Here is a 13,422-nt window from a genome sequence, read left to right as displayed (position 1 = left end):
TCTAGCCATCAACGTCAGATCGGGAGAAGACCGGACCGATGACCAGTCCCAGCAACCCTAAGAAGGGCGCTTTCGCCACCCGCCCGGCGCTGGCGCGCATGGTCGCGGTCAAGCGTCTCTTTGCTCGGATCGTGCTGGTTTCGGAGCAACTGCTGCCGCGGCTCCTGCTGCCGGCATCCACTCTTGCCCTGTTCCTGTCCGCCGCCTGGTTCGGCATTTTCCGCATTGCGCCGGATATTCTCCGCTTCCTGATGCTTGCCGTCTTTGCCGTCGGCTTCGCCGTATCTCTTTATCCGCTGAGGCGCCTGCGCTGGCCGAATACCACCGAAGCCGACCGCCTGCTGGAAGAACGCAACGGCCTCGCCCACCAGCCCGTCACGGTGCAGGAGGATGAGCCGGCGCTCGACACCCCCTTTGCGCGTGCGCTCTGGCGCGAGCACCAGACCCGCATGGCGGAACGCATCGCCGCATTGGATGCCGGTCTGCCCCGGCCGGATATCGCCCGTTACGACCGCTTTGCATTGCGCGCCATCCCGGCATTGCTGCTGGTGACGGCCTTCAGCTTTTCCATGTCCAACAGCGGCGGCTCGCTGGGCGACGCCTTCACGGCGTCTCCTTCCACATCGAGCAATCCGGATGTTCGCGTCGATGCCTGGGTTACCCCGCCCTATTATACGGGCGAAGCGCCTGTTTATCTGACCGGCAATGTCGCCAATACCGGCAATAGCTTGAACGTGCCGCAATTTTCCGAGCTCACGGTGCGTGTGACGGGCGCGTCGGCGGATGAAAAGGTGCTGTTCCGGTCAGCCGGCAGCGACAAGGGCGCCGAAATTCCCGAACAGTCCGCCGATGCCGACAAGCAAGGCCCGGCGGGTGCCAAACTGCCAGCAATCCCAGCGGCGCAACCGGCAGCCAGCGGCAATACCAATACGCCCGCCGCGGCCAATACCCCCACTGCGGATGGAATGATTGCCCGCACCCATGTCCTCAAGCTTGAAAAAGACGGCGAGCTGACGGTTAACGGCAAGTCCTGGTCGTTCAACGTCGTGGTCGACAAGCCACCGGAAATCACGTTCGACGGCATCCCGCACGCAACGGCCAACGGCGCATTGGAGCTCGGCTTCAGGGTCAAGGACGACTACGGCGTCGAGGAAGCCCACGCGGAGATCGTGCCGGTCGAATCCGATCCCGCGGCAACTCCACTTTACGGCCCGCCGGAATACAAGCTGGAGCTTCCGCGTCGCGACCGCCGCAACGGCAAGGCTCTGGCAAGCCATGATCTGACGCAGGATCCGCTCGCCGGCAAGCGCGTCCGCATCACTTTGGTTGCCAAGGACGGTGGGGGCCAGACCGGCCGCAGCCCACCCTACGAGATGGTGCTGCCGTCACGCAATTTCAGCCAGCCGCTTGCCGCGGCCGTGGCGGAAGAGCGCCAGGTCTTCGCGCTCGATACCCGCAAGATGCCGGAGGCGATCGAGCTCAACAAATCGCTGACTATCCGGCCTGAAGAAGCGATTCCCGATCTCGGCAATTATCTTGCGATCAAATCCGCTTTGACGCGCATGAAGCTCGCAAGCGGCGAAGCGTCCTTGAAGGATACGGCCGACTATCTCTGGCAGATCGCGCTCGGCATGGAGGACGCGCAGCTGACCGATGCGGAGAAGGCCCTGCGCGACGCCCAGCAGAAGCTTTCCGATGCCCTGCAGCGCAATGCCTCCGACGCAGAGATCAAGAAGCTGACCGACGAGCTTCGCAAGGCGATGGACGCCTATATGAAGGAGCTTGCCGAGCGCATGCGCAACATGCCGGCGCAGCCCAACCAACGCTCCGCCAATATCCTGCGCCAGCAGGACCTGCAGCGGATGATGGATCAGATCGAGAATCTGGCCCGCTCCGGCAATCGCCAGGCCGCGCAGCAGATGCTCTCGGAGCTGCAGCAGCTGATGAACAGCCTCCAGGCCGGACGGCCGCAGCGCGGGCAACAGCAACAGCAAGGCGAAGCCAACGACAAGATGCGCGAGCAGATGGACAAGCTCGGCCGCATCATGCGCGACCAGCAGAAGCTGATGGATCAGACCTTCAAGTTCGATCAGGCCATGCGCGACCGCATGCAACGCGGCGATCCCAACGAGGATGGCGACGGCTTCATGGACCAGCCGCTGCCCGGCCTCAACGATCGGATGCGCCCGGATATGGGTCAGCGCAACCAGGACCAGCAGGATCAGCAGCAAGGCCAGAATCAGCAGGGCCAAAATCAGCAAGGCCAAAATCAGCAAGGTCAGAAGGGCAACGACCCAACCGAAGGCATGACGGCCGATCAGCTGCGCGACGCGTTGAAAGAACTGCGCAAGCAGCAGGACGATCTCGGCAAGCAGCTCGGCGAGCTGCAGAAAGACCTGGGCTCGCTGGGCATGAAGCCGAACCAGAATTACGGCAAGGCGCAGCAGGAGATGAAGGGCGCGTCAGGCCGGCTTTCTGAAGGCAATGGCGAAGGCGCCGTGCAGGGCCAGGGGCGCGCGCTCGACGCCTTGCGCAAGGGCACGCGCGAGATGATGAACCAGCTGATGGCGCAGATGCAGCAACAGGGGCAAGGCCAGGGTCAAGGGCAGATGCCCGGACAAATGGGCCAGGGCAATCAGAATGGCCGCGATCCGCTTGGCAGATCGCGCGATACCGGCGGCTTCATGGATAGCGCAAATGAAAACATGGTGCCGAAGATCATCGATGCCCAGCGCGCCCGCGAAATTCTCGATGCCATTCGCGAGCGGCTGAGCAACAATCCGTCCTTGAGCGAAGAGCGGCGCTATCTGGAGCGGCTGCTGAACCTCGGGCAGTAGGGCCATTTCGGGTCCATCCGCAATGGCCAGGAGAAAGTCAGCACAAACCCTTTGCGCTGGCCAGCGGTGATCTTCAGGCAGCCAGTGCGCGCGCAACCGCCTTACGAATATCCGGCAACGCAAAGGGCTTGGCGACCACGTCGACGATCTTTTCCATGAGGTCGTCGGCACGCTCGCGCTGCTCGGCATAGCCGGTCATCAGCAGGATCTTCATGCCCGGGCAGGTCGAATGCGCCTGATGCGCAAGCTCGATGCCGTCCATCACGGGCATGCGGATATCCGACAGCAGGAGGTCATAGCCGCCCTGCTTCAGTTTCTCCAAACCTTCCGCGCCGTCAGCCGCCTCCTCGGTCTCGTGACCGTCCAAGCGCAACGCGCGGGCGACGAAGGTGCGAAGCGAGTCTTCGTCTTCCGTGATCAGAATTTTTGCCATGGTCCGTGCTCCTGGTCCGTCATGTTCCGCGACCGAAATCACCAGAATTCCGTTTGCGATAGGTAAACGACGGATAGGCGATCGGGCTCCGTGGTTAATGAGTCGTCATCGCCGGAGCAGAATGGGACAGGCGGACGCGCCGCCTGCATTAACTTGGAATCAGGCCTCGGCGTCGCCTGTGACGACGCCCACAAAGGGCAGTTCGCGAAAAGCGTAGGCGACATCCATGCCGTAGCCGACGACGAAATAATCGGGGCATTCGAAGCCGACATAATCGGCTTCCAGCTCTTCCTGCCGCTTGACGGTCTTGTCGAGCAAGACCGCCAGAGTGACGTTGCGGGCACCGCGCTCGTAGAGCAGCTCCTTGGCAAAACGCAGCGTACGGCCCGATTCCAGAATATCGTCGATCAGCAGGACGTCGCGGTCCTTAACATCGCTGTCGATATCCTTGACGATGCGCACACCTTGGGAAACCGTGCCGGCGCCGTAGCTCGAAAGGGTGATGAATTCCACTTCCGGTGCCAGTCCCGTGTCGTGCAGTGCGCGCAGCAGGTCCGCCGCGAAGATGAACGAACCTTTGAGGATGGCGATAACGAGGAGATCTTTCGTCGGCCCGCTGGCAATTTCCTTCGCCATGGCATGATTGCGCTCGGCAATCTGCTCAGCAGTGAAAAGCGGCTCGATATTCTTCCCGCGTACGACAGGCATTGCTTGGCATGCTCCATGGCTGCGCGGCCCTCGGCCGCCGATCAAGCCTTAGCCCGTAGCACAATCAGCAGGCCCGACACACCCCCTAAGGCATGAAGGAAAGCCGAACATCCGGCGTTTTTCCACCGGGATGCTGCAATCGCGTCGAAAATCCGTGGCTTTCATGCGGTCCGAGACGATCGATCGGCGTATCCACGACGATGCTCCTGACCAGCTGATCGCCGGCGAAAAGATCGGCACGCACCTGCGGTACCGAAAGCGTGGCGCCGCTGGCATTTTCGATGATGCCGTTCAATTTCAGCACCTGCAGCCCGTTCTCGTCACGCGGCGTCAATGTCACATGCGAGAATTGAAGCGGTTCGGCCACTCCCTCGGCGGCCGCACCGGACAGACCCGAAAAACCGCCTGAAAGGCCGAAGATCAATATGGCGAGAGAGACGATGAGCGCCATGAAACTGCGACGCGACGCTTGCTGCAGGACCTCTTCCGCGCCACGCAGGACGGATAGGATGCGCGAGAGAGCATTCTTGCGGGTCGCTGGCTGTGGCCGCGTTTGCGAACGGCCGCCATAGCGCATGTTGACGCCCGATGCGGCTTTCCCGCGCGCGCCGGAGACGGTCACGAATTCGGCATCGACGATATCGGGCTTCGGCATGAAGCGATGCGCCTGGCCGGATCCCGATCCGCGTTCGGGCGGAATGAGGTCATAAACCATCCCCGCCTGCTGTTGACGGTAGCGAAAAGCGCCCATGATGACCTCCCTTTGCGGTGATCCACATGGTTTCGACGCCCATTACCAATCTGGGCATTGAAACGAATCCGGCCCAGTCGTAAATTTTAATGGTTAATGCTTCGCAAAGATCGCCATGAATAGGGCGCCTTTCCAGAAAAGTTTACCGGCTGTTAACGCCGTTGGTTAACAAGTCGCCTGATTGAACCCTGCGGAAGACTGGACTGCCCGTTGATTCACTTTGAGAACGTCGGTTTGCGCTACGGCATGGGTCCGGAAATCCTCCGCGACCTGAGCTTCGACATACCGAAGAAATCGTTCCAGTTCCTGACCGGCCCCTCCGGCGCCGGCAAGACGACCCTGCTGCGGCTGCTCTTCATGTCGCTGCAGCCGACGCGTGGCCTGATCCGCATGTTCGACCGGGAGATTTCCTCGATCCCGCGCAGTGAATTGCCGCTGCTGCGCCGTCGTGTCGGTATCGTCTTTCAGGATTTCCGGCTGCTGGAACATCTCACAACCTATGAAAACGTCGCCCTGCCCCTGCGCGTGCGCGGCAAGGATGAAAGCTCCTATCGCACCGACGTATTGGAACTGCTGAAATGGGTCGGCTTGGGCGAGCGCATCAATGTGCTGCCGCCGGTTCTGTCGGGCGGTGAGAAACAGCGCGCAGCGATCGCGCGCGCCCTCATCGACCGCCCGGAAATCCTGCTCGCCGACGAACCCACGGGCAATGTCGACCCGCCGATGGCGCGCCGCCTGCTCAACCTGTTTCTGGAGCTTAACCGCCTCGGCACCGCCGTCGTCATTGCCACGCACGATCTCGCCCTGATGGATCAGATCGAGGCCAGGCGCATGATCCTATCGGGGGGGCATCTCGATATCTATGACTGAGCCCGCTCCCCGTAGAAAAGCGCAAGGCACCAGCGCTCCGCAGACGCGGCAAGCGCCCGGCACACCGCCTGTGGAACGCAAGCGTCCGGAGATGCGCGTGCGCCCGACCGGACCGATCGTGCCGTCCTCCAATATTCAGGGCAACGCGCTGATCGTTGTCATCGCCATTATGGCCTTTCTTGCCTGCCTGACGCTCGGCGCCGTCAGCATGGTGCGCTCGACGGCGGCAAGCTGGGAGAGCCAGATTTCCCGCGAGATCACCATCCAGATCAAGCCGGACGACAATCTCGACATGGAAAAGACGCTAGCAAACGCCCGCGATATCGCGCTGAGCTTCGTCGGCACGAAGTCTGGCCAGATCGTCGACGAGGCGGCAACGGCGCGCCTACTCGAGCCGTGGCTCGGCGCCGGTCTCGATATCAAGGAACTGCCCGTTCCACGCCTCGTCATCATCACCATCGACGAGACGCATCCTCCTGATTTCGAGGCGATGCGCAGCCTGCTCAAGGCACAGATCCCGCAGGCGACTCTGGATGACCATCGCACCTGGGTCGACCGGCTGGTGTCCATGGCGCATACGACCGTCCTCATCGGCACTGGCGTTCTGCTGCTGGTCTTCACCGCCATGGTGCTGACGGTGGTCTTCGCCACGCGCGGCGCGCTGTCAGGCAATCGCCACATCGTCGAAGTGCTGCATTTCGTCGGCGCCGAAAGCACCTTCGTCGCCAACGAATTCCAGAAGCATTTCCTGAAGATCAGCCTGAAAGGGTCTGCGGCCGGCAGCGCGCTCGCCGCCCTGTTCTTTGCCACCGCCGGCCTCCTGCAGAGCCATACCATAGCCACGCCGCAGACCGATCAGGCGACCGCGCTTTTCGGGACGTTCTCCGTCGGTGCGCTTGGCTACATCGGCATTCTCGCCACCATGATCATCATCGCATTGCTGACGACGCTGACCGCACGTTTCACCGTCATGCGCACGATCTACGAAATCGATTTGATCCGTTCCGACCCCGGAAGGACGGATAGTGTCCAGAATTGACGCTTTGGCGGTGTTTTTTTACCATTCGCCAGCCCGTTCCTTGCCGCAATTGGCGTATAGTACCGAATCATGAGCATGGATCTGACGACTCGCAAGACCGTGAGTTCGCAGCCGTTGCAGGAGCAATCCCGCAGCGGTAGGCCTGTGCGACGCAGCTTGGTTCGCCGTCTCCTACGCTGGGGCGGCTTTGCTTTCATTTTCCTCGTCGCCATCGTTTTCGGCGGGTTCCTGCATTTCGCCGATTCGATCACCACCCTGAGGCCGCCGCCGGATCCGAAGGCCGATGCCATCGTCGTGCTGACCGGCGGCTATCAACGGATCGATCAGGCCGTGGAATTGCTGCGCACCGGCGCGGGCAACCGGCTGCTGATATCGGGCGCGCATCCGACCACGACGCCGTCGCAGATCCGCAAGCTGACGCAAAGCTCCGTCAACCTGTTCAACTGCTGCGTCGATATCGGCTATGATGCCCTCGATACCATCGGCAATGCGCGCGAAGCGGCAAAATGGATTCATGCCAGGGGTTATAAAAGCGTTCTTGTGGTGACGAACAACTACCACATGCCGCGCAGCCTCGCGGAGCTGAAATATGTCGATCCGTCGACCGATTTCATCGCCTATCCGGTGGTCAACTCCGATCTCAAGACCAAGAACTGGTTCACGGATCCGAATGCGCTGCGCACGATGATCGCCGAATATGCCAAGGTGCTGCTCGCCGGAGCCCGCAACATCACGGGCCTCGGACGCCCGGTCGGCTTGCGGTCACGCCAACCGCTCGATGACGACGACTAAGGTCTGGATCAGTCAGACCCGCCTGAAAGATCGCAACACGCTTTAAGGCGCGAAACTAAGCACCGACTTTTTATTGACGCCGTAATCGTGTAGGCAGACCTTCGAATGCCGGTGCCAAGCCGGTGCGCTGGGAAAGCCTCGATGATTATCTTGCGTTCGGTCCTGTTCAATACCGTCTTCTATGCCAATCTGATCATTCGCATGATCGTGCTGACGCCGTTCTATTTCCTGATGCCGCGCAAGGCGGCCTACGCAATTCCCAAGGCATGGGCGCAATCGAGCACATGGCTGATGGAAAAGATCGTCGGCACCACCTTCGAGATCGAGGGCCTGGAGAACATTCCGAAGGGCAGCTATATCTTTGCGCCCAAGCACCAGTCCTTCTGGGATACCTTTGCGCTGCTGCCCTATCTCGACGATCCGGTCTATATCCTGAAGCGCGAGCTGATGTGGATTCCGCTCTTCGGCTGGTATGCGAAGAAGCAGCGCATGATCCCGGTGGATCGCAGCGCGCGCGGCAAGGTGATGTTCGACGTCTTGAAGCGCACCCGTGAAGAGCTCGCCACCGGCCGCCAGCTCATCATCTATCCCGAGGGAACCCGCCGGGCGCCGGGCGCCGAGCCCGTCTACAAATACGGCATCGCCCGCATGTATCGCGACCTTGGAATACCCGTCGTCGCCGTTGCCATGCATCCCGGCCTGTTCTGGCCGCGCCGGACCTTCCGCAAATATCCGGGCCACTTCAAGGTGCGCATCCTGCCGCCGATCGAGCCCGGATTGGATCCGGATGCCTTTTTCGCGCGTTTGATGGAAGAAACTGAAAAGGCGAGCGACGAACTGCTGGTCGAAACGATCGCCGAAAACCCGCATCTCCCCATTCCGCCAACCGCGGCCCAGCGCCTGGCGGAACTCGGCAAGGCAAAGCAGGTGACCGCAGCGGTTTGAGCTACCGCGATGGCTCGCGAGGGAAGACATGGCTAGGAAGCTTTTCGCATCCGCTCCACTTCCGCAACGACATGTTCAAGCCAGTGATCGCGGATGCCCATGTCGCGCAGATGCGTCAGCGTATTGAAGACATAGGCATCGTTCGGCCCGGAGCGCCCGCTGGCGGCTTCCACCACATGGGCCGCCTCGACCGCATCCAATGCGCCGGCATATTGCCTGTGCGCGCGGTCGACGACATAGGTGACGGCGATGACGCGCCGTCCGTCGGCGAGCCGGATCGGCAGCGTCTTTTCGAGATAGACGTTGGTGACGAGTTCGCGCTCGCGCAGATAGGCCAGCACCTCGTCCCAATCAGAGGTCGGGACACGGAAGGCCATGCCGCGGCAGGAACCGCCGCGATCGAGGCCGAGGACCAGGCCGGGGCTCGCCTCTGTGCCGCGATGGACCCAGGAACGGACGCAGAGCGAGCGACGATAACCGAAAATAAGGGCCTCGGCCCGCGCGTCATAACCAAAGCCCGGATTCCACATGAGGGATCCGTAGCCAAACACCCAAAATTCGTCCATATCCAACGCCAAATCACTGTGAAGCTTCAGTCCAACCATTGGAGAACAACATGGCAGCGTCAAGCCAGAGCGTAACGACCGGTCGAGGCAAGCGTCTGTGGCTTATCCTGCTGGGGCTGGTGGTGGTGCTGGCCGGCCTCTACACCGGCGGCTGGTACTATGCGACCGGTTTCGTCAGGGCCAATGTCCTGAAGGCGCTCGGCCAACAGAACAGCGCCGGCGTTGCCGGCAAATGCGAAAACATGGCCTTCAACGGCTTCCCCTTCTCCATCGGTCTGACCTGCGACACGGTGACGGTCGACAATCAGACGCGGGGCGTTTCGGCCAATTTCCATGCGCTCAGCGCATCGGGACCGGTCTTCCAGCCCAACCATGTCAGCTGGAGCCTGAAATCTCCCGCCGAATTGCGCACGACCGCCGGCCTGACCGTTTCGGCGGAATGGACCGACCTGCAATCGAACCTCGTCGCCAAAGGCCGCGGCGTCGGGCAAACCCAGACCGTCATCGAAGGGTTGAAGGCCGGTATCGTCTCCTCCTTCACCGGGCAGAGCGTGAATGTCACCGCCGCCCATACCGAGATGCATGCCAGCCAGAACGGCGGCGATCTGGATTTCGCCATCGGCGTCGAAAACGCCAATGCCGTCATCAAGGACTTTCCGCAGACCCTGCCGACCGCATCGACGAGCGCCAACGTGACGCTATCAGGTAAGGCCGGCCTGCTCGACGGCAGCGACCGGGAGGGGCTTCGCGGCACTGCGGGCGTGCTGCATCAGGCGGTCATCGATATTGGCGACGGCCGCATCATGACGCTTTCAGGCCCCTTCAATTTCGACGACGAAGGCTTCCTGTCCGGCCAGTTCAAGCTGGAGATCAATCAGATCGGCCCGTGGGGCGATAGCCTGACCGCGGCGCTCCCCGCTGCCAAGAACATCATCAAGACGGCGACGAAGATGCTGAAGGCGCTTGCCAACGGTGCCGACAAGGTCTCCGTTGATCTCACCGCCGATCGCGGCCGCCTCTCGCTCAGCGGCTTCATTCCGCTCGGCAAGATTCCGCCGATCTGAGGCGCTATCCCTTACCTGCGCCGGAGATATCCTTCACAAAGAATATCTCCGGGCTCGGCTGGACGATGCGAAGGTCGATGCTGCCCACTGCCTTGAAGCCGTTGCGGCGATGCCACGCCTGCGGTTCAGCTTCCGCCCATTCGCTTGAGGTCATCAAATGCTGGGCGCCCTCTTCGATCATGGCGCTTTCCCAGGCATGGAACAGAGCCGTTCCAACGCCCTCGCGTCGGTATGACGGCAGCACGCGGATCATATCCATATAGGGTATCTTGCCCCAGAAACGGCTGAAGCGCAGGAAGCCGACAAGCTCGCCATTCTGCACGGCGACAAAATATTCGCCAAACTCAATGCAACGCTTGATCCAAGCCTCGCTCGCGTCATCATGCTCAAAGAGCCAGGGCAAATCTTCGGAGCGCCCGCGTCTGACGATCATGAACGCCCCTCCCTTGCGTCTGGATGCCTATTCCTTCGCATCCAGCGCATGACGGCCGAAATCCGGCACGTCGACATCCTGGCCGGCTTCGACGATCGAACGGCGAATGGCGCGCGTACGGGTGAAAAGTTCGAAGATCTTGTCGCCGTCCCCCCACCGGATGGCGCGCTGCAGCGATGCCAGATCCTCCGAGAAGCGCGACAGCATTTCCAGGATGGCATCACGATTGTGCAGGCAGACGTCGCGCCACATGGTCGGATCGGACGCGGCAAGGCGCGTGAAGTCGCGAAAGCCGGAAGCCGAATATTTGATGACTTCCGATTCGGTCACCGTCTCCAGATCGTCGGCGGTTCCGACGATGTTGTAGGCAATCAGATGCGGCAGGTGCGAGACGATCGCCAGCACCTTGTCATGATGCTCCGGATCCATCTCGTCGACGCGTGAGCCCAGCGTTTCCCAAAAGGTGCGAAGTGTCCTGATCGCGGCTTCGTCAGTACCGGGAACCGGCGTGAAGATGCACCAGCGTCCCTTGAACAGCCCCGGGAAACCCGCATCCGGCCCGGATTTCTCCGTACCTGCCAACGGATGGCCCGGAATGAAATGCACGTTGGAGGGCATATGCGGCTGCATCTGCGCGATGACCGAAGCCTTGGTCGAGCCGACATCGGTGACGATGGCGCCCGGCTTCAGATGCGCAGCGATTTCCTTGGCAACGCTCTCCGAGGCTCCGACAGGCACGGAGACGATGACGAGATCCGCCTTCTTGGCCGCCTCGGCCGAGGACGGCGTATAGCGATCACCAAGCTTCAGTTCCTGGGCGCGCTTCAGTGTCTCGGCGCTGCGCGTTGAAATCACCACTTCCTTGGCAAGGCCCAGCCGCTTGATGTCATAGGCGATGGAAGAACCGATCAGGCCGATGCCGATCAGCGCGATGCGGTCGAACTGGATCGTGCTCATACCTTGCGTCCCATAAATTCGGTCAGAGTATCGATAACGCCGAGATTGGCCTCTTCGGTACCGATGCTCATGCGCAGAGAATTCGGAAAGCCATAGGCGCGCACGGCCCGGACGATGTAACCGCGGCTCGTGAGGAAATCATCGGCCTCCACAGCGCGCTTGCCGTCGCTGTCGGGGAAATGGATCAGAACGAAATTCGCAACCGACGGAGTCACCTTGAGGCCGAGGGCCTCGAGTGCCGCCGTCATCTTTTCGAGCCACAGCGTGTTATGCGCGACGGCCTTCTCGGTGAAAGCCTGGTCACGGATGGCGGCCGCACCCGCGGCGATGGCGGCGGCACTGATGTTGAACGGCATGCGCACCCGGTTGAGAGCATCCACGATATCGACAGGCCCGTACATCCAGCCGATACGAAGCGCGGCCAGGCCATAGATCTTCGAGAAGGTACGGGTCATGACGACATTCTGGTTGGCCGAAACGAGCTCGAGACCCGCCTCATAGTCGTTGCGGCGGACATATTCGGCATAGGCGGCGTCGAGCACGAGGATGACATGCTTCGGCAGGCTCGCCTGCAGGCGGCGGATCTCGCTGACAGGGACGTAGGTGCCGGTCGGGTTGCCCGGATTGGCGACGAAGACCATCTTGGTCTTCTGCGTGACGGCCGCAAGGATAGCGTCGACATCGACGGTGCAATCCTTCTCCTTGACCGTCACCGGCGTCGCGCCGGCGGCCATGATCTGGATCTTGTAGACCAGGAAACCGTGCTCTGTGATAACGCCTTCATCGCCTGCCCCGAGATAGGTGTGGCAGAGCAGGCTGAGCAATTCGTCGGAGCCGTTGCCGCAGAGAATATTGGCCACATTCAGCCCGTGGACGTCGGCGATCGCCTGGCGCAGCTCCTTGGCCTGCCCGTCGGGATAGCGCTCCAGATGCCCGGCAGCACCGCGGAAGGCTTCGATGGCCTTCGGGCTGGCGCCAAGCGGCGTCTCGTTGGAGGAGAGCTTGAACACGCGCGCAACGCCCGGCGCATGCTCCTTGCCCGGCACATAGGCAGCGATATCGAGAGTGCCGGGACGCGGGACGGGCTTGCTCATTTCCATGCTCATGGGATCGACCTTGGGAAAGACCGGAAAATTCCGGTTTATGACACCCCGTCGCATTAATGCGGATTGACAAATTTGTCGAGTGTGACGCTACGGCGAAAGCGTCACGGACCGTCGCGCGTCGTCGGTATGCCGCGTGGCGCAAGCACCGGCACGAAGACACGGCGCGAAGCGCGAACGGCAACCGGCAGTCCCTGATAGAGTCGCTTCTGCGCCTCGACGATGATGACGCCGGAGAAAGCGGGCCAAAGGGCACGGCCGACCCGCTCGAAAGCGCGGCGCAACCGCAGCACCGCGCGAAGCTTGGAGGGCGGGAAGAACAGCGCCTCGGCCGTCGCACCCGGTGTGAAATTGGTTTCGCGCAGCAGCGACGTGAGCTGGCCGCGCGAATAGGGCCGGCCGGAGCCGAACGGCGTGTGCTCCATTCGTGCCCAGACGCCACGGCGGTTCGGCACGGCAATCACAAGCCGCCCGCCCGGCGCCAGTACCCGCCAAAGCTCCTTCAAGGTTTCGCGCGGGCTTTCGGCGAATTCCAGCGAATGCACCATCAATACGCGGTCGATCGAACTATCGGGCAATGGAAGTTCTTCGTCGAAGATCAGCGCCGTCGATGATGCCGATCCCATCGGCCAGTTCACCGCGCCCTGCCCCGCCGGCATGAAGGCAAAGGTGCGCTCGGTATCGGCGCGGAAACGATCGAGGTAGGGGACGGCATAGCCGAGACCGACAAGCCGTTCCTCCGGCATACGCGACCAGATGGAGGAAAGCGCCATGGCAATCGACTGCTCCGCCAAGCGACCGAGCTCGGAATGATAAAACTGGCGGAGATCAACGATATCGGTATGCATCGAAACAAATGTTATCAGCCGAACGTTGGACTTCAAGGCCGATCGGCTTACATTCTTTACTAACGGAAAAGACGAG

At 61.5% G+C, this 13,422-nt stretch carries 14 protein-coding genes; 6 read left to right on the top strand and 8 right to left on the bottom strand.

The genetic code is table 11. From position 1 onward, the window contains the following. Positions 1-38: 38 nt before the first annotated feature. On the top strand, positions 39-2,837 hold the full coding sequence (locus HGP16_RS10955) for a TIGR02302 family protein (protein ID WP_168840017.1): 2,799 nt from the start codon (positions 39-41) through the stop codon (positions 2,835-2,837). A gap of 73 nt (positions 2,838-2,910) precedes the next feature. Here HGP16_RS10955 and HGP16_RS10950 read toward each other — a convergent pair whose 3' ends face one another. The 3 genes from HGP16_RS10950 to HGP16_RS10940 all read right to left on the bottom strand — a co-directional run bounded on the left by HGP16_RS10950 (position 2,911) and on the right by HGP16_RS10940 (position 4,729). Further along, positions 2,911-3,270 carry a response regulator gene (locus HGP16_RS10950; protein ID WP_069612925.1) on the bottom strand — a complete coding sequence of 120 codons (360 nt, stop codon included), beginning with the start codon at positions 3,268-3,270 and terminating at the stop codon, positions 2,911-2,913. Positions 3,271-3,429: 159 nt separating this feature from the next. Further along, entirely contained in the window at positions 3,430-3,978 is a 549-nt protein-coding gene (gene hpt, locus HGP16_RS10945; protein ID WP_168840016.1) for a hypoxanthine phosphoribosyltransferase, read from the bottom strand. Between the two features lie 85 nt (positions 3,979-4,063). Continuing rightward, the gene (locus HGP16_RS10940) at positions 4,064-4,729 is read right to left on the bottom strand and encodes a hypothetical protein (RefSeq protein ID WP_168840015.1); all 666 of its coding nucleotides are present in this window, start codon (positions 4,727-4,729) and stop codon (positions 4,064-4,066) included. A 210-nt stretch (positions 4,730-4,939) separates the two neighbouring features. Between HGP16_RS10940 and ftsE the strand changes: the two genes are divergently transcribed. From ftsE to HGP16_RS10920, 4 genes are all read left to right on the top strand, one after another. Further along, positions 4,940-5,599, top strand: coding sequence for a cell division ATP-binding protein FtsE (gene ftsE / locus HGP16_RS10935; protein ID WP_168840014.1), 660 nt, complete (start codon positions 4,940-4,942; stop codon positions 5,597-5,599). 91 nt (positions 5,600-5,690) lie between these two features. After that, complete coding sequence (locus HGP16_RS10930) at positions 5,691-6,638, top strand: cell division protein FtsX (protein ID WP_168840088.1); 948 nt, start codon at positions 5,691-5,693, stop codon at positions 6,636-6,638. 75 nt (positions 6,639-6,713) lie between these two features. After that, positions 6,714-7,430: a YdcF family protein gene (locus HGP16_RS10925; RefSeq protein WP_168840013.1), complete on the top strand. Its 717-nt coding sequence runs from the start codon at positions 6,714-6,716 to the stop codon at positions 7,428-7,430. Positions 7,431-7,571: 141 nt separating this feature from the next. Next, on the top strand, positions 7,572-8,375 hold the full coding sequence (locus HGP16_RS10920; protein ID WP_168840012.1) for a 1-acyl-sn-glycerol-3-phosphate acyltransferase: 804 nt from the start codon (positions 7,572-7,574) through the stop codon (positions 8,373-8,375). 32 nt (positions 8,376-8,407) lie between these two features. Here the strand turns inward: HGP16_RS10920 and HGP16_RS10915 are convergent, their stop codons facing one another. Continuing rightward, complete coding sequence (locus HGP16_RS10915) at positions 8,408-8,980, bottom strand: gamma-glutamylcyclotransferase (RefSeq protein ID WP_168840011.1); 573 nt, start codon at positions 8,978-8,980, stop codon at positions 8,408-8,410. Positions 8,981-8,991: 11 nt separating this feature from the next. Between HGP16_RS10915 and HGP16_RS10910 the strand changes: the two genes are divergently transcribed. After that, positions 8,992-10,005 (top strand): DUF2125 domain-containing protein, encoded by a 1,014-nt coding sequence (locus HGP16_RS10910; protein WP_168840010.1) that lies wholly within the window; start codon positions 8,992-8,994, stop codon positions 10,003-10,005. 4 nt (positions 10,006-10,009) lie between these two features. Here HGP16_RS10910 and HGP16_RS10905 read toward each other — a convergent pair whose 3' ends face one another. From HGP16_RS10905 to HGP16_RS10890, 4 genes are all read right to left on the bottom strand, one after another. Beyond that, entirely contained in the window at positions 10,010-10,438 is a 429-nt protein-coding gene (locus tag HGP16_RS10905) for a GNAT family N-acetyltransferase (RefSeq protein WP_168840009.1), read from the bottom strand. A 27-nt stretch (positions 10,439-10,465) separates the two neighbouring features. Next, complete coding sequence (locus HGP16_RS10900) at positions 10,466-11,395, bottom strand: prephenate/arogenate dehydrogenase family protein (RefSeq protein WP_168840008.1); 930 nt, start codon at positions 11,393-11,395, stop codon at positions 10,466-10,468. After that, entirely contained in the window at positions 11,392-12,501 is a 1,110-nt protein-coding gene (gene hisC, locus HGP16_RS10895; protein ID WP_168840007.1) for a histidinol-phosphate transaminase, read from the bottom strand. The genes HGP16_RS10900 and hisC overlap by 4 nt, the downstream gene beginning before the upstream one ends. A gap of 101 nt (positions 12,502-12,602) precedes the next feature. Beyond that, positions 12,603-13,382 (bottom strand): class I SAM-dependent methyltransferase, encoded by a 780-nt coding sequence (locus HGP16_RS10890; protein WP_168840006.1) that lies wholly within the window; start codon positions 13,380-13,382, stop codon positions 12,603-12,605. Between the last annotated feature and the right edge of the window lie 40 nt (positions 13,383-13,422).

The organism is Rhizobium sp. P40RR-XXII (genome assembly GCF_012641405.1).
Lineage (GTDB): Bacteria > Pseudomonadota > Alphaproteobacteria > Rhizobiales > Rhizobiaceae > Rhizobium.
This window is presented reverse-complemented; position numbering and strand designations above follow the sequence as displayed.